The sequence below is a fragment of the Marinobacter sp. genome (assembly GCF_040904845.1).
Lineage (GTDB): Bacteria > Pseudomonadota > Gammaproteobacteria > Pseudomonadales > Oleiphilaceae > Marinobacter.
Genome location: NZ_JBBDSR010000035.1, coordinates 1 through 26,706, shown reverse-complemented (window position 1 = coordinate 26,706; position 26,706 = coordinate 1). Strand labels below are relative to the sequence as shown.

Sequence of the window (26,706 nt, the reverse complement as noted above, 5' to 3'; positions counted from 1 at the left end):
CCCCTTATAACGCCCCGGCCCTCTCCTCAGCCTGATCCGCCCCAGCCACATTGCCCCGGGCACGACGAATATCCGCCAGCAATAGCCAGCCAGCCCGTTGCAGCCGGGCATCACTCCCCGCCAAAGACAGTCCCTTGAGCGTAAACTGCTCGGCAGAACCCAACTGATCCATGGCCACATAAGCCTCGGAAAGCTTGAAATACACGTCTGCGGAACGTGGTGCTATACGCTGGGCACGCTCCAACTGTGTCACCGCCGCAGCGGCATCCCCTTGCGCGAGATACGTATCGGCCTTGTTGATCAGGCTTTGCGCTGCCGGAGACAATTGATCACCGGATTCCTGGTAACTGGGCGAACGGGTACGCCGCTCCTGGTCAGGTTCCGGTTCCGAAGCGGGCTCGGCAGGCTGCTCACTCTTGCGTTCGGTGCGCGTGGTATCCGAACCCCGCTCAGCGCGTGGCGGCTCAGGGGCTTCCTCCACATCGCGGGACGCGTCACCGGCCGGCACATAAATGGAACCACCCGGCGAGGCGCAGCCGCCAAGGGTAAGCGCCAATGCCAGCAACCAGGCATTGCTGAATAATCCTGTTTTCATTGAAAAAGCTCCTCAAACCAGCCTCGAACCCGTCGTTCCAGATTGCCCCCACAGGACATTTCCCGAGCCGGTTCGCTACCGGCTATAAACGGCACAAAGCGTGCATTGTCGCAGTGTTCATCCGTCAGGGCCTGCCGTTCGGCATTGACCCAGTGATAATCCACTCCATCCGGCATAACCGGCGAAAATCCATGCTGGGGCACCTGCTCCATAAACCGGGCCCATACTGGCAAAGCGCCGGTGGAGCCGGTCAGTGTTGTCGGGCCGTTATCGTCTCGCCCGACCCAGGTCACCGCCAGAAGATCCCCGCTGAATCCCGCAAACCAGGCATCGCGACCGTCATCGGTGGTGCCGGTCTTGCCCGCGAGTGTCAGCTGTTGCGGCACCGTACGATACACCGAACGGCCGGTACCTTCCTGCATGGTTTCCTGCATCGCGTACTGCACCAGGTGAACGGCAGCCGGGTCGGCCACCTGATCCACTTCCAGGCTGTAACGGGACAGCGCCTTCCCGTTGGCGTCCGTGACCTGTCGAATGCTTCGCAACGGCGTATTAAAACCTGAAGTAGCCAGCCCCTGGTAAATCTGGGCCACGGTCACCGGCGTCATCGACACCGAGCCCAGCAGCATGGACGGATAATCAGAGAGTGGGCTGGTCACGCCGAATGCCTGCAGCGTGTCCTGCACGGCTTCCACGCCAACATCCAGCCCTACCCTGACTGCCGGCAGGTTGTAGGAGTGCGAAAGCGCCCGGTGCAGCGGCACCTCGCCGCGCTCCTTTTTATCAAAGTTTTCTGGCTCCCAACGCCGGTCATCGTCAAACACCAGGGCGAACTTCTTATCCTCAACCGGGGAGATCAGCGTGTAGCGGTCAGGGTCCTGCAGCGCCGTCAGATAGATAAATGGTTTTATCAGCGAGCCAATTGGCCGCCGCGCGTCCAGTGCCCGGTTAAACCCGGCAAAACGGGGGTCGCGGCCACCGACCAGCGCCAACACTTCGCCGCTGTCACGGGAAGTCACCACCATGGCGGACTCCAGCGTGGTTTCCGCAGCTCCGGAATCCATTCTCGACAGCATGTCTTCAACGGCAAATTCGGCGGCGTACTGAACTCCCGGATTCAGAGTGGTGAATATCCGCAAGCCCTCGCTTTGTAAATCCTCTTTCTTGTAATCCCGGGCCAGATGGCGGCGCACCAGGTCAATGTACGCCGGATACCGGTTCTCAGAATAAGACGGACGCTCGCTGACGCCCAGTGGCCGTGCGCGGGCCCGGGCCGCCTCTGCGGCACTGACGACGCCCTGCTCATCCATCACATCGATCACCAGATTGCGGCGCGACAGTGCGCGCTCAGGATGCCTGCGCGGATTGTAGTAGCTCGGCCCCTTCACCATGGCCACCAGCAGCGCCACCTGATGCAAACCAAGATCGCGGATGGATTCTCCGAAATAGAACTGGCTCGCCAGACCAAAGCCGTGAATGCCACGGGTTCCCGCCTGGCCGAGGTACACCTCGTTCAGGTAGGTTTCAAGAATGTCGTCCTTTTCGTAATGAAGCTCCAGCAACAACGACATCAGGGCTTCGTTGCCCTTGCGCAGCAGCGTCTGCTCACGGGTCAGAAAGAAGTTCTTGACCAGTTGCTGGGTCAGGGTACTACCACCCTGCACCACTCGCCCGGCCTGCAGGTTCACCATCATCGCGCGGGCGATGGCCAGCGGCGCAATGCCCTGATGGTCATAGAACTTCCGGTCCTCAATGGTCAGCAACGCATCCTTCAACAGGTCAGGCACCTCATCCAGCTGCACCAGTACGCGATCTTCCTTGTGGGCCGGGTAAATGCCACCAATCTGAGCAGGCTCCAGCCGCACGATGGGCGCGCTGTCACCGTCCAGCACCCGGAAATCCTGAACCTGATCACTGTAGATGGTCAGCGCCAGTCGGCGCCGGGGTTCCAGCCCATCCGCAAACAGGAAGCCGCGGGAACTGATCACGAAACGCCCGCCATTACGGCTGTAGGTTCCCGGACTGCGACCATCGCCCTTGCGGAAACCGGACAGCTCCAGTTCTCGCTGAAGGTCACCGGAACTGACACTGGCCCCGCTATACAACTCCAGCGGCCTGGCGTAGACCCGTGACGGCACGTCAAAGCGCCGCCCTTCAAACCGGGACGTAATCATGGCATCGAGATACACCATCCAACCGGCCAGCAGCACCAGACCAATCAGCGTGACCCGCCAAAACAGACGCCAGAACCAGGGCCGCCTGGCGGAGCGCCCTTTACCGGGTGATTTCTTTACGGGCTTTTTCGAGGGAGATGATTTTTTCATGGCGGGAGTATAACGAATGCAGCGGTGTCGGGGTCAGGCCCCCTGTGTGTTATTTCTGTAATCTGGCCGGTATGATAGCGACAGGAAAAATCAACGAGTTCAGGGAATGCGAGGAGAGAGCTTTGATCGATACCGAGACCAACGACCTGATACTGGCGCTGCAAAATCCGGCGTTGTACGACCACCCAGTCAGTGATTTCCAGGTGCTTGAAACTCACATTTCGCAGGTAATCCTCACAGGGGAATACGCCTACAAAATCAAAAAGCCAATGGACTTCGGCTTTCTCGATTTCTCCACGCTGGCCCGTCGCAAGCATTTCTGCGAGGAGGAGCTGCGCCTGAATTCACGCCTGGCAGATTCTCTCTATCTCGACGTCATCCCCATCACCGGCAGCCCGGAGGAACCGGTTCTGGGCGGTGGTGGCGAGCCCTTTGAATACGCCATTCGCATGCGCCAGTTCGACCAGAGTGACCTGTTTGATGTTCGCCAGGAAAACGGTTCTCTCGCCCCGGACCTGCTGACCAGCTTGGCCAGGCAAGTCGCTGACTTCCACGACACCCTGCCACCAGTGGCGGAAGACAAGCCGCTGGGCACACCAGAGGCGGTCTACGCGGGGATGCAGGAGAACTTCGACCAGATACGTCCTCTGCTGGATGATGCCGGGTTGCTGGATCAACTCGCCAACCTGGAAGCCTGGACTCGTAGCACCTTCGAGCGCCATCAGGACCTGATCGCCCAGCGCCACGAGCAGGGCTTGGTGAGGGAGTGCCACGGCGATCTTCACCTGGCCAATATCACCCTATTCCAGGACGCAGTCACCGTCTTCGACTGCATAGAATTCAACGAGCCCTTCCGCTGGATCGACGTCATAAACGACCTGGCATTCCTGCTGATGGATCTGGAGTCCCGCCGCGAGCCACAACTGGCCAACCTGGTTCTGAACACGTACCTGGAATACCGGGGTGACTTCGAGGCACTGCCCTTGCTGCCGTTGTACAAGGCCTACCGCGCCCTGGTTCGTGGCAAAATTGCACTGTTCACCATGGGCAATCCGGCACTCTCAGATACCGAAAAGTCGGGGCTGTTCCAGCGCTACCGGGATTACGCCCAGCTCGCGGAAAGTTACAGCACCATTCCCAACCCTTACCTGCTGGCCACCACGGGCCTCTCCGCCAGCGGCAAGAGCAGCATCAGCGCGGCAATGGCGGCGGAACTCGGGCTGATTCGCCTGCGCTCCGATGTGGAACGCAAACGCCTGTTTGGCCTGGGGCCGCTGGATAAAAGCAAATCACCCACCGGCGGCAACCTCTACACTGACGAGGCCACACGCGACACCTATGCGCGCCTTGCCAGCCTTGCCAATGGCTTGCTCAGCGCCGGCTTACCGGTCATTGTCGATGCCGCCTCTCTCAAACAGGCTGAGCGGGCGCTGCTGGCCGATGTCGCGGAGAACCAGGGCCAGCCCTTCGCGCTGATTCACTGTGAAGCGCCAGAAGCCCTGCGCCGGGAATGGATCAACAACCGCTCCGGAGATGCATCGGAAGCCACCGAGGCACTTCTGGAAACACAGCAAAGTTGGTTCGAGCCGCTAACAGCCGAAGAGAAAACCCATACCGTTCATTTGCACACCGAGCAGGAGCATGTGGCAGAAGCGGTCGCTGACCGGATTCGGCAGCATTTTGGGTTGCAGGAACAATAAACAGGTTGTCTGGCGCGAACCATGACACAGGGTTCGCGCCAACCTACAGATCAGGCGTCCAGCATAACCGGCACTGCCTCCGACAACCGCATCCGGCCAGTCGGGCCGCCGTCATCACCCAGTTCGGCCCGGTAAGCCAACACCTCGACCCCCGCCGCCACGGCTTCTCTCAGTAACCGTCCATAGGTAGCGTCGATGTGATCCGCCGGTCGCACCGATGCAATGCCCGTATGGTTCACCACAAACAGCAACACCCCGCGCTCACCCTCTGCCACCTGTGCCATCAGCTCTCGCAGGTGTTTCTGGCCCCGGGTGGTCACCGCATCCGGAAAATAGCCGAGTCCAGACTGACAAAGGGTGACATTTTTCACCTCAACCCAAGCGTCTGCATGGGTGGCGTGCTCGGACAGGTGCAGGTCGATACGGCTGTTTTCGGCACCATAGCGGACTTCGGTACGCACTGCCTTGTACCCCGCCAGCTCCGGCACCACGCCATCGTCGACCGCAAACCGGGCTTGGGCGTTGGGGCGCGCGGTGTTGATGCAGGCCAACTCCCCCGGAGCCGTTTCCACCAGTTCCCAGGTATAGCGCAGTTTACGCTTGGGATTATCGCTTTCGCTCAGCCACACCCGCGCGTTCTCCGGCTGGCAACCAAGCATCGACCCGGTATTCGCGCAGTGAGCAACGACCTCGCGGCCATCAGGCAATCGCACATCGGCCAGAAACCGCTTGTAACGCCGAATTAGCCGGCCTTCAATTAACGGTTGGGGGAAATTCATGGTGATCTCCATGTAAAAGTCTGACAACAAGGCTGGCACCGCTGTGACATATCTGCTATTTTCCGCAAATTCCCGTTTCAGGACGAATGCTTTATCCAGGGTCAAACCGCACAGCCCGGGCTGTGCGGCGGAAAGCACAGCGTTCTTGTGAGTACAAACAAGAGGCCGGGTTCAATGGCAACCACTGCAGAACAACCACGCGAACGTTTTACCAATTTCACCCCTTATGAAATGAAGAAGGGTGAAGAATACATGAGTGCTGAGATGCTTGGGCACTTCAAAAATCTGCTGCTGCAATGGAAACAGGAGCTGATGGAAGAAGTCGACCGCACCATGCATCACATGCAGGAAGATGCCGCAAATTACGCGGATCCCAGCGACCGCGCAACCCAGGAAGAAGAGTTCAGCCTGGAACTGCGCACCCGGGACCGCGAGCGCAAGCTGATCAAGAAGATCGATCAGACCATTGATCGTATCGACAAAGATGATTACGGCTTCTGCGATCAGTGCGGTGTGGAAGTTGGCATTCGCCGCCTTGAAGCGCGCCCGACGGCCACCTTGTGTATTGATTGCAAAACCCTGGCGGAAATCCGCGAACGCCAGACCGGTATCTGAGCCGGCCATCGGTGACCTCCGCCGGCCCGGGCACGGGCCGGCCAGCCTGTTTTTATGACTGAACGCTCCTACCGCGGGCGCTTTGCGCCATCGCCCACCGGGCCGCTGCACTTTGGCTCCCTGGTTACCGCTGTAGCCAGTTACGCCGAGGCAAAATCCCGTCAGGGCCAGTGGCTGGTGCGCATTGAAGACCTTGACCCGCTGCGCGAAAACCCGGAAGCCTCCGACCATATTCTTCACAGCCTGACTTGCCATGGCCTCACGCCAGACGAGCCAGTACGTTTTCAGTCACAACGTCACTCAGCCTATCAACACGCCATCGACCAGCTACTGAAAACGCAACAGGCCTACCGGTGTGCCTGTTCGCGCAAACAGTTACAGGCGCACCAGGGCCGCCATCCGGAGCGTTGCCGTGAGGGCGAATGCCAGCCGGGCAAACGTCCGTTCGCCATTCGTTTTGCATTGCAGGATGAGCGGTGTCACTGGCAGGACGACCTGCTGGGCGCGCAGGGCCAACAGGTGCGGGCAGAAACCGATGACCCGGTCATCCTGCGCAAGGAAGCCTTTTACGCTTACCAACTGGCCGTTGTGGTGGACGACATCAATCAGCGGATCACCGATGTCGTGCGCGGCTCAGACCTGCTGGAGATGACAGCGCAGCAACAGCAGATCTACCGTGCGTTGGGGGCCGCGCCGCCACGCTGGATTCATATCCCGGTGATCCTGAACGAACAGGGGCAGAAACTCAGCAAACAGAACCACGCCCCCGCCCTCGACGACCAACAGCCAGCCAGCAATCTGATACAGGCGCTGCAGGCGCTGGGGCAACAGCCACCGGCAAGGCTTCAGCGGTTCAGTGTCGGGGATATTCTGAAGTGGGCAGCGGAACACTGGCGGCGGGAGGCAATTCCCCTGACATCCCGGTAAGCTACATGGTATAAAGCTTCTCACAAACTTCAGCGCGGATCGCATGCCTGATGTATATCTATCGACTGGTTTTCCTGTTGGTTCTGGCGATTTACATCTTCTCGCCAAACATCCTCGACTGGTGGACCTCACCGGGCAATGCCTGGTACACACCCTACATCATCTGGGCCGGACTGATTGCCATCGGCTTCTGGCTGGAATGGCGGCGAGACCCCAATGAGTTTTAGTGCTCCTGGCCTGCTGTTGGCCAGCCTGCTGTACCTGATTCTGCTTTTTGGTGTTGCCTGGATCACCGAGCGTGGCCTGTTGCCAAGGCATTGGGTACGGCACCCACTGGTGTATACCCTTAGCCTAGGGGTGTATGCCGGTATCTGGGCGGTGTATGCCGCTGTCGGCGTGGCGGCGGAATCCGGCTTCGGGTTTCTGGCCTATTACCTCGGCATCAGCGGTGCCTTCCTTCTGGCTCCGGTTTTACTGAACCCGGTCATGCGGATCGGCCGCGCCTACCAACTGGCGTCGCTCGCCGACCTCTTTGCCTATCGTTACCGCAGCCAATGGGCGGGCACCCTGGTGACCATTTGCTCGGGTGCGGCCATTCTGTCTCTGCTCAGCATGCAGATTCAGGCGGTCTCCACCTCCGCCAGCCTGCTGGCACCTGACACCTCCCCGAACGTCATCAGCGTAATGTTCAGCATTACCGTGGTGCTGTTCGCCATGCTGTTCGGCACCCGTCGCAATCAGGGTTCAGAGAGCCATCAAGGCCTCGTTCTGGCGATAGCCTTTGATTCGGTGGTCAAGCTGGTTGCCTTACTGGTCCTTGGCGGCGTGATTCTATTCAGCGTGTTTGACGGCATGGCCGGGCTGGAAGCCTGGCTGGAAAACGAAAATTCCCCCGCCAGCACCATGGCCATGTCTATCGACGACGGCAGCTGGCGGGCGCTGATGTTGATGTCGTTTGCCGGCGCGCTGGTACTGCCCCACATGTACCATATGACGTTCAGCGAGAACCCGTCCCCGAAAGCGCTGGCCAAAGCCAGCTGGGGCCTGCCCCTGTATTTGTTACTGCTGGGGCTGCCGGTTCCATTGATTCTCTGGGGCGGCCAGGAACTGGCAGCAACCACCGGCCCCAACTTTTTCGCCATCGGCACCGCCCAGGCCCTGGACAGCCCCGCACTGACGCTGATGATGTACATCGCCGGGCTGTCTGCCGCCAGCGGTCTGATGATCGTCAGCACCCTGGCGCTGGCCGGTATGGTGCTGAACCACGTGGTGTTGCCACTGCGAACCCCGAAGGATCACGGTGATATCTACCACTGGCTGCGCTGGATCAAGCGTCTGCTGATCGCCGTCATCATCTTCGCGGCACTGCTGTTCCATGAGACCGTTGGTACCAACCTTGATCTGTCCATCCTCGGGGTCATATCACTTTCCGGTATGCTGCAACTGTTACCCGGCGCACTGGGGGTCATTTACTGGCCAGAAGGCAACCGGCGCGGGCTGATCACCGGACTGGCCGCCGGCATGACGATCTGGGTCATTACGCTGGTGCTGCCGTTTTCCCACACCGCCAACCTGCTGGAGTGGCTCAGCGCCCCGCTGGTTCCGGACTACAGTAACTGGCATATTTTTACGTTTATCAGCCTGACGGTAAACGTCGCGGTCTTTGCACTCGTATCCATCCTCAGCAGCAGTACCGCCGAAGAGACCAGTGCAGCCCAGGCCTGCTCACTGGGCGCATTGTCCCGGCCCCACCGCCGGGAGCTGGTAGCAACATCTTCCGCCGATTTTGTGCGCCAGCTCGCCGACCCGTTGGGCCACGGTGTTGCAAAACGCGAAGTGGAACGAGCGTTGGCGCAGCTGAAGTTACCCAATGTCGAGTATCGCCCCTACCAGTTGCGCCGCCTTCGGGATCAGGTGGAAGTTAACCTCTCCGGCTTGCTGGGCCCCGCCGTCGCCCGGGACCTGATGAAGCGCCACCTGGGCTACAAACCCATGGCCAGCGGCGGCACCGCCCAGGACATTCGCTACGTTGAACGCGCTCTTGGTGAATACCAGAACCAGCTCACCGGCCTGGCCGGGGAGCTCGACAACCTGCGCCGCCCCTACCGCCAGACCCTGCACACCCATCCCATACCGGCCTGTTCGATGGGTGACGATGGCGAGATTCTGATGTGGAACAACACCATGGAAGAACTGACCGGCATCACCGCTGACGATGTCGTCGGTGCACGCCTGCAGGCCTTGCCCGAACACTGGCACTTGCTGCTGGATGATTTCAACAGTGGCGAGGACCTGCACCGCTACAAGCACAGGCTGGACCTGAACGGCAAGCCTCACTGGCTCAACCTGCACAAGGCCGCCTTGAGCGGCCCCGACCATCCCGAGGGTGGCAGCATCATTCTGGTGGAGGACCAGACCGAAACACGCCTGCTCGAAGACGAACTGATGCACAGTGAACGTCTGGCTTCGGTCGGACGCCTGGCGGCCGGTGTGGCCCATGAAATCGGCAACCCGGTGACCGGCATTTCCTCCCTCGCCCAGAACCTGAAACTGGAAACCGATGATCCCGACATCCTCTCCACGGCCGACCAGATCCAGCAGCAGACCCGAAGGATCTCCGCCATCCTGCAATCGCTGATGAACTTCGCCCGCACCGGCAACCATTCCCAGGCCAACCGGTATGAACCCGTCGGCATTCGCCGCTGCATTGACGAATCCATTAATCTGCTGTCTCTCAGTGAACGCGGCCTTGGCATTCACTACCTGAACGACTGCCCCCAGGACCTGATGGTACTGGGCGATGAGCAGCGACTGGTTCAGGTGTTCGTCAACCTGCTGGCGAATGCCCGGGACGCCTCCCCGGAGGGTGGTACCATCCGCGTTGGTGGAAACCGTGACGGCTACTCCGCTATCATCGAAGTCACCGATGAGGGGTCGGGCATTCCCGAAGGTCAGCTCGACCACATATTCGAACCCTTTTACACCACCAAGGCTCCGAACAAGGGAACGGGTTTGGGCCTGTCGCTGGTGTACAGCATTGTTGAAGAGCACTACGGCAACATACATGTGGAAAGCCCCGCCGGCCCGCAATCCAGCACCGGCACCTGTGTACGCCTGAAACTGCCGGCATACGAACCGGATTCCGGTAATGCTGCCATCAGCCTGAACGAAAGGTCGTAAAACTCTATGCCTCGCATTCTGATCGTGGAAGACGAAGAAATTATCCGCTCCGCCGTACGCAAGCTGCTGCAACACGCCGGGTACGACGTCGCGGATGCCGGCTCGGTAGAGGAAGCGGAACAGAGCCATGATCCCGATGATTTCGACCTCATAATCTCCGACCTGCGGCTGCCTGGCGCACCGGGCACCGAACTGATCAACCGGGCCCCAAACACGCCGGTGCTGATCATGACCAGCTATGCCAGCCTGCGCTCAGCGGTAGACTCCATGAAAATGGGAGCCGTCGAATACATCGCCAAGCCCTTCGATCACGACGAAATGCTTGCCGCGGTTGAAAATATCCTGGCACGCAAATCCGGCACTCCGAAAGAAACCACCACTGACGCGCAGCCGGACATCACCGACAAGGCAGGCAGCGATCCCGCCAGCATCATGTTCGGCCAGTGCGAGGCCATGCACAAAGTGTTCACCCTGATTCGCAAAGTGGCACCAACAGAAACCACCGTGCTGATTCAGGGCGAATCGGGCACTGGCAAAGAGCTGGCCGCCCGGGCGCTTCATCTGTTGAGCCCACGGGCCGCCAAACCACTGATTTCAGTAAACTGTGCCGCCATTCCCGAAAGCCTGATTGAATCGGAGTTGTTCGGGCATGAGAAAGGTTCCTTTACCGGTGCGGTGTCTGCACGCACCGGTCTGATCGAGGCCGCCGACGGCGGCAGCCTGTTCCTGGACGAAATCGGTGAATTGCCGCCGGAAGCTCAGTCTCGGCTACTGCGGGTACTCCAGGAGGGAGAGATACGTAAGGTAGGCTCCACCCAGAGCCGACAGGTTGATGTGCGAATGATCGCCGCCACCCACCGCAATCTGAAAGCGATGACGCGAACGGGCGACTTCCGCGAAGACCTCTATTACCGGTTGAACGTCATGCAGGTACGGATACCACCCTTGCGAGAACGTCAGGGCGATATTCTCGGGCTGGCGGCACGCTTCCTCCATCGCCAGGGTGGAAAAATGGGCAAACCCCACCTCAACCTGAGCCCGGAAGCCATGCGTGCCCTGGAAAGGCACCGTTGGCCTGGCAACGTGCGGGAACTGGAAAACGCCATTGAACGCGCCACCATCCTGTGTGATTCGGACCTGATAACACCGTCCCTGCTGGACCTGGAGTATGAGGGCGGTGACGAAGACATTCCCCAGACCCTGGTGGAAGGAAATAATGAACAGGTCCGCTCCCGCGAGCCAGAGTCCTCGAGCGATCTGTCGCTGGAGGATTATTTCCAACATTTTGTACTGGAAAATCAGGACAAGATGAGCGAAACCGAACTGGCACAAAAACTCGGCATCAGCCGGAAATCCCTATGGGAGCGCCGCCAGCGCCTGGGCATCCCCCGCAAGAAAGCGTCTGGAAACTGAACATCACCCTCGTTTTGGCCGCTTTGGCACAGGCGGCCAGTCAAAAGTGTGAACCCCCACTCAGTTGTTACCTCGTGTTCCGTACGGTAACACTCGTCAGGGCCAAACCGAGATACAGGTAACACTTCGAGTTTATACGGGGTAACACTTATTGGCCCGATTTTATTAAGATACTGTTAATTAAGAATTTATTAAAACTGGCACACGCCCTGCAGTCTATTAAGGGCACAACAACAAAAACAAGAGTGACAACGCAGCGTCAAAACAAAAACAAAAAGCTGCACAGAAGCGTTCGGTAACAAAAACAAAAATAGAACGCGAGCGAACTGAGTGTTTTGGGTACTGTGCTTTTTAGTGGTTTCCCAGCACGAGCGAGTTGTAGATGTAGAAAAGAATCGTCTTCCAGACGACGTACTGCATTTACCCACGACTTGCCCGCTGCTCCTGACCGCTCTGTGTATTCAAAGCCTTCCGTTTGCGTGACTGTCATCTCCGTATTTGGAGAGACACAGTGGGGTAAAAAAACGAAGAAAAATCCCGGTAAAAACAAAAACAATGCAGATCGTCAACGCTTGCAGGGCGGGTTCGTGAAAACGAATCCGCCTTTTGATTTTCTAGGCCGTCGACATTGCTGCCGTCACTCCGGGCACCTTCTTTCAATCGTTTTTCCGGCCCATTTACCAGCAAATGTGTGCAAATCCTGCCCAAAACGTTAAACTCTCGTTTTTGCTCATGCACTAACGGAATTCAATGCCTAAATCAATCTCATCCCTATTCGAGCACTCGGTCGAAAAATTCCGCTCCTTTATGCCCGGCAACGGAAAGCAAAGGCAGCGCACCTACCAACGCCGGGAAATCCCCCGGGACCAGCATAGCGTGTCCCGATCCGCCATCAGCGAGCCTGCCAAAAAGGTGCTCCACCGGCTGAACAAGTCCGGGTTTGACGCCTATCTGGTCGGCGGCGGCGTTCGCGATATCCTGCTGGGCGGCCTGCCCAAGGACTTTGACATCGCCACCAACGCCACCCCGGAAGAAGTTCATGACCTGTTCCGGAATTCACGGCTGATTGGCCGGCGTTTTCGCATCGTGCACGTGGTGTTCGGCCGCGAGGTTATCGAGGTAACCACCTTCCGCGGTAACGCCACTGACACCGAAGACGACAGCGATGACGACGATCGCCGCACCAGCGAGCATGGCCAGCTGTTACGAGACAATGTTTACGGCTCCCTGGAAGAAGATGCCTTGCGCCGCGATTTTACCGTGAACGCACTGTATTATTGCATCCGCGACTTCACAGTGATTGATTTTGCGAACGGTATTGAGGATCTGAAAAACCGGCAAATGCGGCTGATTGGCGACCCGGAAACCCGGTACCGGGAAGATCCGGTCCGCATGCTTCGTGCAGTGCGCTTTGCCGGAAAACTCGGTTTCGACATCGAGAGAGAAACGGAAGCGCCAATCCGCGAACTGGCACCGCTGCTGACCCACATACCGCCAGCGCGACTGTTTGACGAAGTTCTGAAACTGTTTTCCGCCGGCTTCGGCGAAGTCACCTACGACCTGCTGCGAGAGTACAACCTGCTGGCCCCGCTGTTCCCGGAAACCGTCCGGGCTCTGGATGCCGGCGAGCCGGACGAATTGATCCGCCAGGCGCTTCGCAACACCGACGCCCGTATCGCCCAAGGCAAATCGGTGACCCCCTATTTCCTGTTTGCCGCCATGCTTTGGCCGGCCCTGCAAGCGGAATGGCGTCGTCGCCAGGACAACGGCGACCCGGTGCAACCGGCACTTCACAGCGCCATCGGCACCATTATTGGCCATCAGGTCGAGGCTACATCGATCCCGAAGCGCTTTTCCGGTCCGATGAAGGAAATCTGGGAGCTGCAGATGCGACTACCCAGGCGCCAGGGCAAACGGGCGTTCGTGACCATGTCGCACCCGCGTTTCCGGGCCGCCTATGACTTCCTGCTGGTGCGGGAATCCTCCGGCGAGCTCGAGCCAGGCCTGGGCCACTGGTGGACAGACTTCCAGGCAATCGACGAACGCGGCCAGGAACGCATGCTCAGTGAACTCACGTCCGAGGCACCGAAACCGCGCCGTCGTAAGCGCAAGCCCGCCAACCGGAGCTGAATGTGGCGATGACCGACGCGTTCATCGGGCTGGGCAGCAACCTGGCCGAGCCCACGATCCAGTTGGCCCGCGCCGTGGCCGAACTGGCCAGCCTGCCGCAAACTTCACTGGTCGCTCAATCAGCGTTTTACCGGAGCCATCCTGTTGGCCCCCAGGACCAGCCGGACTTCGTGAACGGTGCGGTATGGCTGAGCACCGCCCTTGGCGCGCTGGATTTGCTGGACTACCTCCAGGCGATTGAGCAGCAGCATGGACGGCAACGAGTACAACACTGGGGCCCCAGAACCCTCGACCTGGACCTGCTGATGTTTGGCCATGAGACCATCCACAGTGAGCGCCTGACCGTGCCCCACCCCGAGCTCCCAAACCGGGACTTTGTGCTTCAGCCACTGCTGGACCTGAACGCCGGGCTTAACCTGCCAGACGGGCGCTCAATCTCCGAACTCAGACAGCAGTGCCCGGACAACCAGCTGCGGCGATTACTGCCATTGCCACGGGAGCCTCAGCCACCCGGCTGACAAGGCAGGCCTCGTGCTACTATTGCCTCAGCCACACCCCCGGATTACCCTTAACATCTGAGCGCCGGCAGACCCCGGCACAGTCTTGGCCCATCCACCCATAAGGCACGGATTCTATGGCTGTTACCATCAATACCCTGCGGGAATACAAACAGAAGGGCGAAGCATTTTCGGCCCTGACCTCTTACGACGCCACCTTTGCACAGGTCGTCAGTGAAGCCGGCGTGGATGTCATCCTGATTGGAGACTCCCTTGGCATGGTCCTGCAAGGCCACGACAGCACCCTGCCAGTCACCATGGACCAGATGATTTACCACGTCAGCGCGGTCGCCAAGGGCAACCGCGGTTCGCTGATCATGGCCGACATGCCATTCATGACTTACGGCACCACCGAGGCCGCACTTGAGAACGCCGCGGACCTGATGCGCGCTGGCGCTCACATGGTCAAGCTTGAGGGCACCGACTGGATGACAGACACCATCGCAGCGCTCAGCGAGCGTGGGGTGCCGGTGTGCGCGCACCTGGGCCTGACACCGCAGTTCGTGAACAAGTTCGGTGGCTACAAAGTACAGGGGCGCGATGAAAAAGCGGCTGAAATGATGATCGAGCACGCCTGCGAGCTGCAGGCCGCCGGTGCCGACGTCATCCTGCTGGAGTGCGTACCCGCCCCATTGGCCGCTCGCATCACCCAGGCGGTGAAGGCTCCGGTCATTGGCATTGGTGCCGGCTCCGACACCGACGGCCAGGTTCTGGTACTGCACGACATGCTGGGCGTGACCACGGGTCGAAAACCCAGATTCGTTAAAAACTTCCTGGCCGAAACCGACTCCATACAGGCGGCGGTTGAGGCTTATGTCAAAGCGGTCCGCGACCGCTCATTCCCTGCTGAGGAGCATACGTTCAAGGCATGAGAACCGTAAACTCCCTGAGAGAACTGCGCACCATCCTTCGCGGCTACCGCCGCGAGGGCAAAACCATCGGCCTGGTTCCGACCATGGGCAACCTCCATGAGGGCCACGTGTCGCTGGTTCGCAAGGCCAGCGAGGCGGCGGACGTGGTGGTCACCAGCATTTTTGTCAACCCGATGCAGTTTGGTGCCAGCGAAGACCTGGACACCTACCCCCGCACCCTCGAAGAAGACCAGAGGCAACTCGAGGCTGCCGGCAACACCCTGGTGTTTGCCCCGGGCGTTGAGGAAATATACCCCCAGGGCCTGGTACAACAAACCAAAGTCGTGGTTCCGGAAGTCAGCGACGGGCATTGTGGTGCCAGTCGTCCCGGCCACTTCGACGGTGTCGCCACCGTGGTCACCATGCTGCTCAACATGGTACAGCCGGACATCGCCGTCTTCGGCGAGAAGGACTTTCAACAGCTGGCGGTTATCCGCAAACTGGTGCGCGACCTGATGCTCCCGGTGCAGGTGATTGGTGCACCCACGGTGCGTGAGCGCGACGGACTCGCCAAAAGCTCCCGCAATGGCTACCTCAGCAAATCCGAAAGGGCCATGGCACCGGTGGTTTATCGTACATTGCAGGACAGTGCCCGCAAGCTCGGTGAAGGCCGTAAGGATTTCGGTACCCTTGAGCGCGAGGCCATTGAGTCCCTGGCCGCCGGCGGCCTGCGCCCCGACTACTTCAATATCGTCAACAGTGAAACGCTGAAGCCGGCCAGCACCGACGATACAGAGCTGACCATTCTGGTCGCGGCTTTCCTCGGCACGACACGGCTGATCGACAACCTGTCCGTCACGCGATGATCGGATTGCACCCTGCCAGAAAGGACCCGACCATGGCCGCAGCACACTCCCTGCTTACCTCCCGCCCTGAGTGGCGGGCGCTGACAGACCTTCAGCGTGCACTGGAACCGGTCCATATGCGGGACCTGTTTCAACAGGACCCCAGCCGCAGCCAGCGGTTTTTCGCCGAGGGGGCCGGGTTGTCCCTGGATTACTCCAAGAACCGCATCACCGATGAGGTGGTGAGTGCCTTGATGGCTCTGGCCCGGTCCTGCGGACTCCGCGAACGCATGAACGCCATGTTCGAGGGCGAGCACGTTAACGAAACCGAGGATCGCCCGGCGCTTCATACCGCCCTGAGGAACCGAGGCGACGCCTCGGTGACTGTCGATGGCCAGAACGTGATGCCGGCCGTCCAAGACACTCTGGCTCGCATGGAATCGTTCACCCGGGAGGTGCTTGACGGACAGCGCAGCGGGTTCACCGGCAAACGTTTTACCGACGTAGTGAGCATTGGCATCGGCGGCTCCTACCTGGGCCCGAAGCTGGCGTGCGAAGCACTGCGTCCTTACCATCATGGCCAGCTCCGCGCGCATTTCGTCGCCAATATTGACGGCAGTGACATCGCCGAAGTGCTGGCGCGGGTTCACCCGGAGACCACCCTGTTCCTGGTGCAGTCAAAATCTTTCCGCACCCATGAAACTCTGGAAAACAGCCGCATCGCACGGGACTGGTTTCTGAACAACGGCGGCACCGACGCCATGGTCGCACGACATTTTGTGGCGGTCACCGCGAACCCCGGCGAAGCGGGCCGGTTCGGCATCCGCGAGGACAATGTCTTCCCGATGTGGGACTGGGTCGGTGGTCGGTACTCGCTGTGGTCGGCAATCGGGCTGCCGGTGGCGTTGCTGTTGGGAATGGAGCATTTCCGGGCCCTGCTTGCGGGGGCCCATGATATGGACACCCACTTCCGCCAGGCACCGCTGGAGAAGAACCTGCCGGCACTCATGGCGATGCTCGGCGTGTGGTACAGCAACTTCTGGGGTGCCGAGACCCACGCCATTTTGCCCTACGACCATTATCTGGAGAGCCTGCCGGCGCACCTTCAGCAACTCGACATGGAGAGCAACGGCAAGCGCGTCGCCCGGGATGGCACACCGGTCAACTACCAGACCGGGCCGGTGATCTGGGGCGGCGTTGGCGCTAACGGCCAGCACGCTTATCACCAGTTACTGCACCAGGGCACCCGCCTGATTCCTGCGGACTTCATCATTCCGCTGCGAAGCCACAACCGGGTCGGCGACCATCACGCCGCGCTGTTTGCCAATTGTCTGAGCCAGTCCAGAGCGCTGATGGCGGGCAAAACGGATGCCGAAGCCCGGGCAGAACTCACCGCTGAAGGCTTGCCGGAACAGGACGCCGACAGCCTGGCTGCGCACAAGGTTATCCCCGGCAACAAGCCGAGCAATACCCTGCTCATGGACCAACTCACCCCGCAGACACTGGGCGCGCTGATTGCGCTGTACGAACACCGCACGTTTGTGCAGGGCGTGATATGGGATGTGGATTCGTTTGATCAGTGGGGGGTAGAACTGGGCAAGCAGATGGGCAAGGGTATTCTGGAGCAGATCCTTGGAGCTTCGTCCGAATCGACCGACACCGACACCGACACCGACACCTCTACTGGGCAGCTTATCCGCCTGTTTCAGTCAAAGCGCCTGTGAAATCACTCGGCCTTGCCAGATAAAGTCGACCGGCCAGAGTTTCTGGTCGCTCGTGTAGGCTTGCCATAACTGCCGGTAAGGCTGACCGCATACCGGGTGGCGCGTGTCTGGAGCCACCTCCGCCAAAGGCCAGAGTACAAAGGCGTTGCTGAGGATTTCCTGGCGCGGCAGTTCAACACCGTCAATCTCGCCCACCATGTCGTCGTAGGTGAGAATGTCCAGATCCAGCGTACGCGCACTGAATTTGGGCGCTTCCCGGTGACGGCCGTTGTCTGCTTCCAACTGTTTGAAACGCCGCGACAACTCGCCAACGCTCCAGTCCGTATCGATCCCGACCACCAGATTGTAAAACGGCGAGCCATCAAATCCGACCGACTCGCTCTCGAAGACCGGCGAGATCATCAAATGCTCGAACCAGCTTGCCAGCGCATCCAGTGCGGAGGTGAGGTACCGCTTCCGGTCAATGTTGCTGCCGATACTGATGTACACCCGCGCTTTGGTCGACATCATCCCTGCCCTCGTTCAATGCGCACACCGACCGCGGTTGCCGCCGGCACGGCACCCGGTTTGCGAAGCGTCAATCGCAGCCACTTCACGCCGAATTCATCACGGATAACCGCTGCCAGACCTTCTGCCGCCGTTTCCAGCAGCGCCGGCTGAGCGCTCCGCAGCCACTGTGTAACCCGTTCACTGACTGCGGCGTAGTCCAGTGCATCGGCAACATTATCAGACGCGCCCGGCACGCGGTTATCCCACGCCATATCGAGGTCAACCAACAGTTGCTGGGTCACTTCACGCTCCCAGTCATACACGCCAATCACCGCCTCTACGGCCAGGCCTTCGATCAGAACACTGTCTGCCACTGGCTACTGTCTCCCGGGTTACACGTTTTGCGGATTGAAGTTCGAACAGGCCGGGGATACTGTTACCTTGTTGGCCTACCGACATTCATTAAGGGCCGGCATTTTCTCACAAATGACACGGACGCGTCTTTGCTTCCGCCCGATTGCCAGTGAACCCAATGAGCGATCCATTACTGACCATACTGTTGTGTGCCCTCGCCTACCTCGCCGGCTCGGTGCTGTTTGCGCTGGAAATCTGCAAGCTCTGGAAACTGCCAGACCCGCGAGCGCTGGGCTCCGGCAACCCCGGTGCCACTAACGTTTACCGCAGTGGCGGATGGCCACCCGCCATCCTGACACTGGCCCTGGACGCCGCCAAAGGGTTTTTCCCGGTGTGGCTTGCCCACACGGCAGGGCTATCGATCCTGGCGCAGGCGATGGTCGCACTGTGTGCTGTAACCGGGCACATGGTGCCGATGTTCTATCGCTTCAAGGGTGGTAAAGGGGTCGCCACGGCCCTGGGCTCCGGGCTTGCGCTCGCGCCAATGACCACACTGTCGTTGGCGGTTATCTGGCTGGTGGTGATGTGGCGCTGGCGCATTTCTGCACTGGCTTCCATCATTGCCATCATCAGCGGGCCGTTGATCAGTGCCGTTATCGAACCCAAAGCCCTGCCGCTGTTCGGCCTGATGGCCATCCTGATTGTGGTTCGACACCGCAACAATCTGATACGCCTGGCGCAAGGCCGCGAGTCCCGGTTCTAGCGCGCTAGTCCACCAAGCCGTTCAGGCGGGGGCTCGCCAACGGTGGCAGCGTATTCATTGGCCAGCGCGGCACCGCGACAATGCGGTCACCATCGCGCTGCCCCGCCTGCAAGCGCTGGCAGCCCGCGTAAGCGATCATTGCGCCATTATCGGTGCAGAATTCGGGGCGCGCGTAAAACACGCTGGCCCTCAGCTTTGCTGCCATTTTTTCCAGCCCCGCCCTGAGACGGGTGTTTGCACTGACGCCCCCGGCAATCACCAACCGTTTGCAACCTGTTTGCTCCAGGGCCCTGCGACACTTGATGGTCAGCGTATCGACCACCGCCGCCTCGAACGCCAGGGCGATGTCCGCCCGCGTCTGCTCATTCAGCTCGCCAGCTTTCTGCGCCGCCGTCACCGTGTTCAGGGTGAACGTCTTGAGGCCACTGAAACTGAAATCCAGGCCAGGCCGGTCGGTCATCGGGCGTGGAAACCGGTACCGTCCGGGTGCCCCCTGCTCGGCGAGCGCCGCCACCCTGGGGCCACCGGGATAATCCAGCCCCAGCATCTTGGCGGTTTTATCGAACGCTTCCCCGGCGGCGTCGTCCACCGACTCACCCAGCAACTCGTATTCGCCAATGCCATCCACCCTGACCAGTTGGGTGTGTCCTCCGGACACCAGCAACGCCACAAATGGGAAGGCTGGCGGCTCAGGCTCCAGCATCGGTGCCAGCAAATGGCCCTCCATGTGATGCACGCCCAGTACCGGCACGCCCAGCGCAAAGCCCAGGGCGTGGGCCACAGACCCGCCCACCATCAGCGCGCCAATGAGCCCGGGGCCCGCGGTGTAGGCAATGCCTTCGATGTCGCCGCGGGTTCGACCCGCCTCGGTCAGCACCTGATCACACAGCGGCAACAGCTTGCGAACGTGATCGCGTGACGCCAGCTCGGGCACCACGCCGCCGTAATCCGCGTGCATGTCCACCTGACTGAACAGCGCGTGGGCCAGCAAACCCGCTGTGCTGTCATAGAGGGCAACACCGGTTTCATCACAAGACGTTTCAATTCCAAGAATCAGCATATAAATCGGTCACTACGGGTGGTGTTAAATTGGAAGCCGCTATTTTAGCAGAAACCCGAAACCGGCTGTCAGATTCATCCGAACAAACATTGACCTCGGCCTGTCGCAGGGGCTATCATTGCCGCCCTTAAATATGCACTGGTCGAGTTTTAGCCAATCTGACCAGGGTTCGAGTCGATTTGACGCACGAGTCGATCAGACACTACAGAAACCGAATTAATCAGGTAGGTGATTTTCGAATGCCAGCTGTTAAAGTGAAAGAGAATGAACCGTTTGACGTAGCACTGCGTCGCTTCAAGCGTTCCTGCGAAAAAGCAGGCGTCCTGTCGGAAGTACGTCGTCGTGAGCACTACGAGAAGCCGACAGCCGTTCGCAAGCGTAAGGCAGCCGCTGCCGTTAAGCGTCATCTCAAGAAGCTTCAGCGGGAACAGCGCAAGTTCGAGCGTTTGTACTAAGCTTCAGCAGACGCCGCTTGACTGCACACCATTGATCGCCTGTTAAGCCGCAGGCTGCACAGAGCGATTCCAAAATGCCGCCGAGGCCTGGCTTCGGCGGCATTTTTGGCTATTGATGGTGCCAAGCCGGCACCCTCTGAGCAACCGGAGTCATCATGAGCGGACTGATCCCTCAACGCTTTGTGGAAGACCTGCTGGACCGGGTCGATCTCGCCGAGCTTATCGGATCGCGCATTACGCTGAAAAAGGCCGGGGCCAACTACAAAGCCCGCTGCCCGTTTCATGACGAAAAAACACCGTCCTTTAACGTTCGACCCGACAAGGGCTTTTACCACTGCTTTGGCTGTGGAGCCCATGGCGATGCCATCAGTTTTGTCAGGGAGTTTGAAGGGCTGGGATTTACCGATGCTGTGGAGGAACTGGCGCGGCGCGCCGGCCTGGAAGTGCCCTACGATCAGAGCGCACGCCAGGAAATTCAGCAGGCTCGCACACTGACCGACGCGCTGGACTACGCCAGTCGTTTTTACCATTCGGCACTGCGCGGCCAGCAGGGCGAGCTCGCCAGAGACTACCTCAAACAGCGCGGGCTGGACGACAACGTCATCGAGCTTTACCAGGTGGGCTTTGCACCCGGGAGCGGCACCGCACTGTATGACACCTGCAGCAGTGACTTGCAGGGGCCATTGATTGAAACCGGCACCGTGTCTGACAAATATGGCCGGCCACGGGACCTGTTCCGCAATCGGGTGATGTTCCCGATTCGCAACAGCCGCGGCAAGACGATCGCCTTCGGGGGGCGCACCCTCGGCGACGACAAGGCCAAGTACATCAACTCTCCGGAGTCTGATGTCTTTCACAAGAGCCGCGAGATATACGGCCTGTATGAGGCGAAACAGGCCATCAGGCAACTGGACAAGTTGCTGGTAGTCGAAGGCTATATGGATGTTATCGCGCTGGCACAGCACGACATCCATTTTGCGGTTGCGACCCTGGGCACCGCGACAAACCAGGACAGCCTGACCGCCCTGCTCCGACAGGTGCGGCATATTGTGTTCTGTTTTGACGGCGATCAGGCCGGGTATCGGGCTGCTGACCGGGCCATGGACAACGCACTGGAACTGATGGCTGACGGACTGCACCTGCAGTTTCTGATGCTGCCAGACGGCGAAGACCCAGACACACTCGTGCGCAAAGAGGGCACCGACGCCTTCCGCAAGCGCATCGAAGGTGCCACGCCGCTGTCACGCTACCTGTTCGACCGGCAAAGTGAAGGGCTGGACCTGAAACTGCCGGAACATCGCGGAGAGCTCCGGGCCCGGGCAGAACCGCTGCTGAACAAGATGCCCAGAAGCACCCTGCGGGATGCCATGTGGCACGAAATGCTGAGATTGTGCGGCGGGCGGAATGAGTGGCAGAACCGTCGCCAGCAACCGGGACAGAAGCGCTACGGCGACCGTCGGGACCGTGTCCAGGAGGATCGCATTGACGTCAGGCTCAACAAGGACAGCACCTTGTGCCTGGCACTGGTGGAAGCCCCGGACATGGCCAGCGAAGTGGTTGACCTCGCCCGCCAGTCACGGCACTTCCGCCTGGCGCGGGGGTTCGCCGAGTGGATTCTGGAGCGTCAGATTGGCGACCAGCGCACTCTGGTGCGCACGCTGGCCACCGACAAGCAGGCCAGAGACCGTTTTTACAACCTGTTTGACGGCATTGAGCATATACCGTCGCGGGAAAAGACCCTGGCCGGTGCCCGTGAGCTGCTGAGCCCCAACCAGGAAGCGGCGCGCAAGCAAAGGCTGACATCGCTGCTGTCATCCAAGCGCAGCCTGGCAGACCTGAGCCCGGAAGAACGCCAGGAACTGAAAGCCCTTAGCGGGGGCACAGACGATTAAAAAATGGGCCGGTTGCCGCTACAACGGCAAGAAAGCCGGAAAATACTGGGTTCGCCCGGTATTGCACTTGAAACTTGAAGCCTTGATCACCATCTAACCATCCGGTGGCAGAGCAACCGCGCGACAGCTATAATGGCTGTTTCACTTTTATACTTTTACCAGCGAGTCTACAGGGTGTCTATGTCAGGCAATTCGCAGAAATCACGTTTGAAAGACCTCATAGCACGAGGCAAAGAGCAAGGTTACCTGACTTACGCTGAGGTAAATGACCACCTCCCGGAAGACATTGCTGACCCGGATCAGGTCGAAGACATCATTCGCATGATCAACGACATGGGCATTCAGGTTTCTGAAGTTGCACCAGACGCGGACACGCTGCTGATGACCGACGGAGACTCCACCGCCGATGAGGCCGCTGCCGCCGAAGCCGCTGCCGCACTCGCCGCCGTGGAATCCGACGCTGGCCGCACTACGGACCCGGTTCGCATGTACATGCGGGAGATGGGCACCGTTGAATTGCTGACCCGTGAAGGCGAAATCGTCATTGCCAAGCGCATTGAGGAAGGCATTCGCGACGTCATGGCCGCCGTTGCTCACTTCCCGGGCACCTCCGGCACCGTGCTCCAGGCGTATGAGCGCATCATTGAGAACGAAGGCCGCATCAGCGACATCGTGACCGGCTTCCTGGACCCGGACGGTGCGGAACCGTTCATGGGTGAGGTAACACCCGCCGAAAGCAACGACAGCGGCTCGTCCTCCGACGATGATGATGACGACTCTGACGAAGAAGAAACCGAGAGCGGCCCGGACCCTGAAGAGACCCGGCTGCGCTTCGAGCTGCTGAAAGACAAACTGGACGCCGCCAACAAAGCGCTGGAAAAGCACGGCCGTGGCGACAAGAAAACCCAGGCGGCGCTGAACGAACTCGGCCAGGTATTTGCCCCGTTCAAGCTCGCTAACAAAGCGTTTGAAGAGCTGGTCAGAGTCGTACGCTCCACCAACGATCTGGTCCGCGAGAACGAGCGGGCGATCATGAAGATCTGTGTCAAGGAAAGCAAAATGCCCCGCAAGGACTTCATCAAGTCCTTCCCCGGCAACGAAACCAACCTTGACTGGGCCGTGAAAACCGGCAAAAGCAAAAAACCTTACGCCGCCGCAGTGAACGAGCGCATTGATGAAGTGGTTCGCCTGCAAAAGCGTATCCACAATATCCAGGTCGAAGTGGACCTGGACGTTGCCGACATCAAGGAAATCAATCGCCGGGTGTCCATCGGTGAAGCCAAGGCCCGCCGCGCCAAGAAAGAAATGGTCGAGGCCAACCTGCGTCTGGTTATCTCCATCGCCAAGAAGTACACCAACCGCGGTCTGCAGTTCCTGGACCTGATCCAGGAAGGCAACATCGGCCTGATGAAGGCCGTTGACAAGTTCGAGTATCGCCGTGGCTACAAGTTCTCCACCTACGCCACCTGGTGGATTCGTCAGGCCATCACCCGCTCCATCGCGGACCAGGCCCGCACCATCCGTATTCCGGTGCACATGATCGAAACCATCAACAAGCTCAACCGCATCTCCCGCCAGATGCTGCAGGAGATGGGCCGCGAGCCCACACCGGAAGAGCTGGGCGAGCGCATGGAAATGCCCGAGGACAAGATCCGCAAGGTATTGAAGATCGCCAAAGAACCGATCTCCATGGAAACCCCGATCGGTGATGACGAAGACAGCCACCTGGGCGACTTCATTGAAGACATCCAGGCCCTGTCGCCCGTCGACTCCGCCACCGCAGAAGGCCTGCGCGAAGCCACCCGCTCCGTGCTCTCCGGCCTGACCGCAAGAGAGTCCAAGGTGCTGCGCATGCGCTTCGGCATCGAAATGAACACCGATCACACCCTGGAAGAAGTGGGCAAACAGTTCGATGTTACCCGTGAGCGAATTCGCCAGATCGAAGCCAAGGCCCTGCGCAAACTGCGCCACCCTTCCCGCTCCGATCACCTGCGCGGCTTCATTGACGACCAGGGCAACGGATAATCACCACAGCAGTAGCGGGTGCCACACCTCACCGGTATAATGGCACCCGTTTTGTTGCTCCCGCCCGGAAGCAACCCCCCAAAAAAGCAAACCTTAGAACAGCATTCGCTGATAAGGGCCTATAGCTCAGTTGGTTAGAGCAGAGGACTCATAATCCTTTGGTCCCTGGTTCGAGTCCAGGTGGGCCCACCACTCCTTTCAATCGCACTGAACTTCTGTCCATGGACCCATAGTTTGTCCGCTTTGGCCAAACTATAGTAAAAATTTAAACCAACTTTGTCCGTGTGATCACGCTCACCAACATCTAGAACGTCTCGGCTCAGGTTCAACTTCTTTGCTATGACCACAAAGCGGACCTTTTCGATGCCCCAAATGGCGCTCTCTGCGCACCCCATTTGCTCAAGAAAATGCTGTTTAAATAAACATATATAAATGCAGACCGCATCGATTGGATCCTTCGGGGTCTCGTTAAACCTGAGAGGGCCAGGCGCGTTTTCACGCAGAGCAAAGTCGCCGTTTCAGAAATGACTGGTCCGGCTGGCCACTGTCCAGCGAGGACAACTGAGGTATAGTCGTAATTCAAACTAATATACTGTTGGGCGTAAAACAGGGATAGGGTGCAAGTGAGGGAGAATAGGATCTTAGCCATAATAGCCACGGTCGCGGGAATGATCCTGATAGTGCCGGTTGTAGGCTATATACTTATGTTTGGGAGTAACCCAGTATACTCACATGAAAAATGGGCCCAGTTTGGTGACTTTCTGGGAGGTGTTTTAAATCCTCTATATGCATTCCTCGCGTTTCTCGCTTTGCTTTATACGATCAATCTACAAAGAACTGAGCTAAAGCAAACCCGGGTGGAATTCCGACGCTCTGCTGATGCCGCACAGCAGCAAATTGATCATCTGAAGCTATCCGACAAACAAGAGAACCTGATCCGAATAATTCAGCTTATTGACCAAGAAATTGGCCAGCTTCGTCAGACATTAGTTTCCGAGCCTGGGACACAGCCAGCAATAACCGTGGATCACATTGCTCACGAAGTTTATCGCCAATCAAGTGGGCAGGTTCCAACGGGAGCGTTTGCAAAATTTTTGGAATTGGCTCGAACACCGGGGACAGCTGTAGAGGCCCTCTACTCGCAGCTGACAACGGCGGTCTCGGAGCTGAGCAGCTATCTTCAGGAATTGGAGGGTGTTTCTGACTCTCAAACCTCAGTGGTCCAATATTTCAAGCGAAAAAACGAGAGAGTGGTGGGCTTGATGCGCAGTGCTGGCGGCGTTGATCCGCAAGTTCTGTCGTACTTCCAAGTACGATGATGGGGCCCAACAAATGACTATTTCCGGACAATTTTTACGCCGCTTCACGTTAGTGGCTTCTCTGCACTTGGCGACCGGATATATCTCGATTTCAGGGAGGGGAAACAGTGTCCAAAATTGATGAGCGGGGAGTGATAGCAGGAGCCATAGTTTGGCTTGCACTCATGGCGATGATGTCGGCTGTCATGTCGTGTATCGAAACTCGATCTTGTGGCAGTGAAGATTTCTTTATGTACGCACTGATGGGCGTAGGTATGTTGGCACCGGCATATTTTGTGGCAGCTGTTCTCTCGAAATGAAAGCGAGACAAACCACGCTTGATGCTAAATGGGGTGCCATTCCATTAACAAGCTCAGGTTGTCCAACAGCGACGACGCTGCGCTCCCTAGCTCCAGACGTAAAAATCCATGATGGAACATAGGTCGGGAACCATGGGGATTATTATTGGTATCTTCGTATTCATTCTCCTCCTAGGTGCTTTCACGACGGCGGCGAATTGGTACGTTCGTTCAGATCTTATAAGCTACGCCATCCCAACATTTGTGTTTTTGGCGTTTTTTGGTGGTCTGATACATAAAAGGCATGAGAAGGTCGGAAAAATCGTTGCGGCACTAGCAGTAGCGCTCTTCTTTCTACATTTTCTGCTGGCAATCACCCCCTCTGTCAGCCTAGTTGTCCAGTTGGCGGTTCCGCCTGAATTTCATTAGTT

At 58.8% G+C, this 26,706-nt stretch carries 23 protein-coding genes and 1 tRNA gene; 18 read left to right on the top strand and 6 right to left on the bottom strand.

Annotation, left to right across the window (positions count from 1 at the left end):
- Positions 1 to 4 precede the first annotated feature (4 nt).
- Both WD429_RS03690 and mrcB read right to left on the bottom strand, forming a co-directional pair.
- Positions 5 to 595 (bottom strand): tetratricopeptide repeat protein, encoded by a 591-nt coding sequence (locus WD429_RS03690; RefSeq protein ID WP_368420817.1) that lies wholly within the window; start codon positions 593 to 595, stop codon positions 5 to 7.
- Complete coding sequence (mrcB, locus tag WD429_RS03685; RefSeq protein WP_368420816.1) at positions 592 to 2,919, bottom strand: penicillin-binding protein 1B; 2,328 nt, start codon at positions 2,917 to 2,919, stop codon at positions 592 to 594. Before mrcB ends, WD429_RS03690 begins: the two co-directional genes overlap by 4 nt.
- 122 nt (positions 2,920 to 3,041) lie before the next feature.
- Here mrcB and WD429_RS03680 point away from each other — a divergent pair, with 122 nt between their 5' ends.
- Positions 3,042 to 4,619 carry an AAA family ATPase gene (locus WD429_RS03680; RefSeq protein ID WP_368420815.1) on the top strand — a complete coding sequence of 526 codons (1,578 nt, stop codon included), beginning with the start codon at positions 3,042 to 3,044 and terminating at the stop codon, positions 4,617 to 4,619.
- A gap of 50 nt (positions 4,620 to 4,669) precedes the next feature.
- Here WD429_RS03680 and sfsA read toward each other — a convergent pair whose 3' ends face one another.
- The gene (gene sfsA, locus WD429_RS03675; RefSeq protein WP_368420814.1) at positions 4,670 to 5,398 is read right to left on the bottom strand and encodes a DNA/RNA nuclease SfsA; all 729 of its coding nucleotides are present in this window, start codon (positions 5,396 to 5,398) and stop codon (positions 4,670 to 4,672) included.
- 174 nt (positions 5,399 to 5,572) lie between these two features.
- Here sfsA and dksA point away from each other — a divergent pair, with 174 nt between their 5' ends.
- The 10 genes from dksA to pgi all read left to right on the top strand — a co-directional run bounded on the left by dksA (position 5,573) and on the right by pgi (position 17,640).
- Positions 5,573 to 6,013, top strand: a complete 441-nt coding sequence (gene dksA, locus WD429_RS03670) for an RNA polymerase-binding protein DksA (protein WP_368420813.1) — start codon at positions 5,573 to 5,575, stop codon at positions 6,011 to 6,013.
- A 54-nt stretch (positions 6,014 to 6,067) separates the two neighbouring features.
- On the top strand, positions 6,068 to 6,940 hold the full coding sequence (gene gluQRS / locus WD429_RS03665; protein ID WP_368420812.1) for a tRNA glutamyl-Q(34) synthetase GluQRS: 873 nt from the start codon (positions 6,068 to 6,070) through the stop codon (positions 6,938 to 6,940).
- Positions 6,941 to 6,990: 50 nt separating this feature from the next.
- Positions 6,991 to 7,167, top strand: coding sequence for a hypothetical protein (locus WD429_RS03660; protein WP_012139305.1), 177 nt, complete (start codon positions 6,991 to 6,993; stop codon positions 7,165 to 7,167).
- Entirely contained in the window at positions 7,157 to 10,120 is a 2,964-nt protein-coding gene (locus WD429_RS03655; RefSeq protein WP_368420811.1) for an ATP-binding protein, read from the top strand. The genes WD429_RS03660 and WD429_RS03655 overlap by 11 nt, the downstream gene beginning before the upstream one ends.
- A 6-nt stretch (positions 10,121 to 10,126) precedes the next feature.
- The gene (locus WD429_RS03650; RefSeq protein ID WP_368420810.1) at positions 10,127 to 11,533 is read left to right on the top strand and encodes a sigma-54-dependent transcriptional regulator; all 1,407 of its coding nucleotides are present in this window, start codon (positions 10,127 to 10,129) and stop codon (positions 11,531 to 11,533) included.
- A gap of 807 nt (positions 11,534 to 12,340) precedes the next feature.
- Positions 12,341 to 13,663 (top strand): polynucleotide adenylyltransferase PcnB, encoded by a 1,323-nt coding sequence (pcnB, locus tag WD429_RS03645; RefSeq protein WP_368420837.1) that lies wholly within the window; start codon positions 12,341 to 12,343, stop codon positions 13,661 to 13,663.
- 8 nt (positions 13,664 to 13,671) lie between these two features.
- Positions 13,672 to 14,181, top strand: coding sequence for a 2-amino-4-hydroxy-6-hydroxymethyldihydropteridine diphosphokinase (gene folK, locus WD429_RS03640; RefSeq protein ID WP_368420836.1), 510 nt, complete (start codon positions 13,672 to 13,674; stop codon positions 14,179 to 14,181).
- Positions 14,182 to 14,297: 116 nt separating this feature from the next.
- Positions 14,298 to 15,092 carry a 3-methyl-2-oxobutanoate hydroxymethyltransferase gene (gene panB / locus WD429_RS03635; protein WP_368420809.1) on the top strand — a complete coding sequence of 265 codons (795 nt, stop codon included), beginning with the start codon at positions 14,298 to 14,300 and terminating at the stop codon, positions 15,090 to 15,092.
- The gene (gene panC, locus WD429_RS03630) at positions 15,089 to 15,937 is read left to right on the top strand and encodes a pantoate--beta-alanine ligase (protein WP_368420808.1); all 849 of its coding nucleotides are present in this window, start codon (positions 15,089 to 15,091) and stop codon (positions 15,935 to 15,937) included. Before panB ends, panC begins: the two co-directional genes overlap by 4 nt.
- 32 nt (positions 15,938 to 15,969) lie before the next feature.
- Positions 15,970 to 17,640, top strand: a complete 1,671-nt coding sequence (gene pgi / locus WD429_RS03625; protein WP_368420807.1) for a glucose-6-phosphate isomerase — start codon at positions 15,970 to 15,972, stop codon at positions 17,638 to 17,640.
- Here the strand turns inward: pgi and folK (WD429_RS03620) are convergent.
- Together folK (WD429_RS03620) and folB are read right to left on the bottom strand one after the other, a co-directional pair.
- Positions 17,626 to 18,147, bottom strand: coding sequence for a 2-amino-4-hydroxy-6-hydroxymethyldihydropteridine diphosphokinase (gene folK / locus WD429_RS03620; protein WP_368420835.1), 522 nt, complete (start codon positions 18,145 to 18,147; stop codon positions 17,626 to 17,628). The genes pgi and folK (WD429_RS03620) overlap by 15 nt on opposite strands.
- Positions 18,147 to 18,503, bottom strand: coding sequence for a dihydroneopterin aldolase (gene folB, locus WD429_RS03615; protein WP_368420806.1), 357 nt, complete (start codon positions 18,501 to 18,503; stop codon positions 18,147 to 18,149). The genes folK (WD429_RS03620) and folB overlap by 1 nt, the downstream gene beginning before the upstream one ends.
- Positions 18,504 to 18,652: 149 nt before the next feature.
- Here folB and plsY point away from each other — a divergent pair, with 149 nt between their 5' ends.
- The gene (gene plsY, locus WD429_RS03610; RefSeq protein WP_368420805.1) at positions 18,653 to 19,246 is read left to right on the top strand and encodes a glycerol-3-phosphate 1-O-acyltransferase PlsY; all 594 of its coding nucleotides are present in this window, start codon (positions 18,653 to 18,655) and stop codon (positions 19,244 to 19,246) included.
- 4 nt (positions 19,247 to 19,250) lie between these two features.
- On the opposite strand, the gene tsaD is transcribed toward plsY, so the two are convergent.
- Positions 19,251 to 20,306 carry a tRNA (adenosine(37)-N6)-threonylcarbamoyltransferase complex transferase subunit TsaD gene (gene tsaD, locus WD429_RS03605; protein ID WP_368420804.1) on the bottom strand — a complete coding sequence of 352 codons (1,056 nt, stop codon included), beginning with the start codon at positions 20,304 to 20,306 and terminating at the stop codon, positions 19,251 to 19,253.
- A gap of 239 nt (positions 20,307 to 20,545) precedes the next feature.
- Between tsaD and rpsU the strand changes: the two genes are divergently transcribed.
- From rpsU to WD429_RS03575, 6 genes are all read left to right on the top strand, one after another.
- Entirely contained in the window at positions 20,546 to 20,761 is a 216-nt protein-coding gene (gene rpsU, locus WD429_RS03600; protein WP_007153483.1) for a 30S ribosomal protein S21, read from the top strand.
- Positions 20,762 to 20,916: 155 nt separating this feature from the next.
- Positions 20,917 to 22,653: a DNA primase gene (gene dnaG / locus WD429_RS03595; protein ID WP_368420803.1), complete on the top strand. Its 1,737-nt coding sequence runs from the start codon at positions 20,917 to 20,919 to the stop codon at positions 22,651 to 22,653.
- A gap of 180 nt (positions 22,654 to 22,833) precedes the next feature.
- The gene (gene rpoD / locus WD429_RS03590) at positions 22,834 to 24,678 is read left to right on the top strand and encodes an RNA polymerase sigma factor RpoD (RefSeq protein WP_368420802.1); all 1,845 of its coding nucleotides are present in this window, start codon (positions 22,834 to 22,836) and stop codon (positions 24,676 to 24,678) included.
- Positions 24,679 to 24,793: 115 nt separating this feature from the next.
- Positions 24,794 to 24,870: transfer RNA gene (locus WD429_RS03585), tRNA-Ile, on the top strand.
- Between the two features lie 476 nt (positions 24,871 to 25,346).
- Positions 25,347 to 25,997, top strand: coding sequence for a hypothetical protein (locus WD429_RS03580; protein ID WP_368420801.1), 651 nt, complete (start codon positions 25,347 to 25,349; stop codon positions 25,995 to 25,997).
- Between the two features lie 431 nt (positions 25,998 to 26,428).
- Complete coding sequence (locus WD429_RS03575) at positions 26,429 to 26,704, top strand: hypothetical protein (protein ID WP_368420800.1); 276 nt, start codon at positions 26,429 to 26,431, stop codon at positions 26,702 to 26,704.
- The last annotated feature ends 2 nt before the right edge of the window (positions 26,705 to 26,706 follow it).

Bases quoted from the DNA above. Each gene is read 5' to 3' on its own strand.
- WD429_RS03575 (WP_368420800.1), top strand. From the start codon at position 26,429: ATGGGGATTATTATTGGTATCTTCGTATTCATTCTCCTCCTAGGTGCT.
- panB (WP_368420809.1), top strand. From the start codon at position 14,298: ATGGCTGTTACCATCAATACCCTGCGGGAATACAAACAGAAGGGCGAA.
- rpsU (WP_007153483.1), top strand. From the start codon at position 20,546: ATGCCAGCTGTTAAAGTGAAAGAGAATGAACCGTTTGACGTAGCACTG.
- folK (WP_368420836.1), top strand. From the start codon at position 13,672: ATGACCGACGCGTTCATCGGGCTGGGCAGCAACCTGGCCGAGCCCACG.
- WD429_RS03655 (WP_368420811.1), top strand. From the start codon at position 7,157: ATGAGTTTTAGTGCTCCTGGCCTGCTGTTGGCCAGCCTGCTGTACCTG.
- folK (WP_368420835.1), bottom strand. From the start codon at position 18,147: ATGTCGACCAAAGCGCGGGTGTACATCAGTATCGGCAGCAACATTGAC.
- tsaD (WP_368420804.1), bottom strand. From the start codon at position 20,306: ATGCTGATTCTTGGAATTGAAACGTCTTGTGATGAAACCGGTGTTGCC.
- dnaG (WP_368420803.1), top strand. From the start codon at position 20,917: ATGAGCGGACTGATCCCTCAACGCTTTGTGGAAGACCTGCTGGACCGG.
- WD429_RS03580 (WP_368420801.1), top strand. From the start codon at position 25,347: ATGATCCTGATAGTGCCGGTTGTAGGCTATATACTTATGTTTGGGAGT.
- pcnB (WP_368420837.1), top strand. From the start codon at position 12,341: ATGCCCGGCAACGGAAAGCAAAGGCAGCGCACCTACCAACGCCGGGAA.
- WD429_RS03650 (WP_368420810.1), top strand. From the start codon at position 10,127: ATGCCTCGCATTCTGATCGTGGAAGACGAAGAAATTATCCGCTCCGCC.
- rpoD (WP_368420802.1), top strand. From the start codon at position 22,834: ATGTCAGGCAATTCGCAGAAATCACGTTTGAAAGACCTCATAGCACGA.
- gluQRS (WP_368420812.1), top strand. From the start codon at position 6,068: ATGACTGAACGCTCCTACCGCGGGCGCTTTGCGCCATCGCCCACCGGG.
- mrcB (WP_368420816.1), bottom strand. From the start codon at position 2,919: ATGAAAAAATCATCTCCCTCGAAAAAGCCCGTAAAGAAATCACCCGGT.
- sfsA (WP_368420814.1), bottom strand. From the start codon at position 5,398: ATGAATTTCCCCCAACCGTTAATTGAAGGCCGGCTAATTCGGCGTTAC.
- panC (WP_368420808.1), top strand. From the start codon at position 15,089: ATGAGAACCGTAAACTCCCTGAGAGAACTGCGCACCATCCTTCGCGGC.
- WD429_RS03690 (WP_368420817.1), bottom strand. From the start codon at position 595: ATGAAAACAGGATTATTCAGCAATGCCTGGTTGCTGGCATTGGCGCTT.
- WD429_RS03660 (WP_012139305.1), top strand. From the start codon at position 6,991: ATGTATATCTATCGACTGGTTTTCCTGTTGGTTCTGGCGATTTACATC.
- pgi (WP_368420807.1), top strand. From the start codon at position 15,970: ATGGCCGCAGCACACTCCCTGCTTACCTCCCGCCCTGAGTGGCGGGCG.
- dksA (WP_368420813.1), top strand. From the start codon at position 5,573: ATGGCAACCACTGCAGAACAACCACGCGAACGTTTTACCAATTTCACC.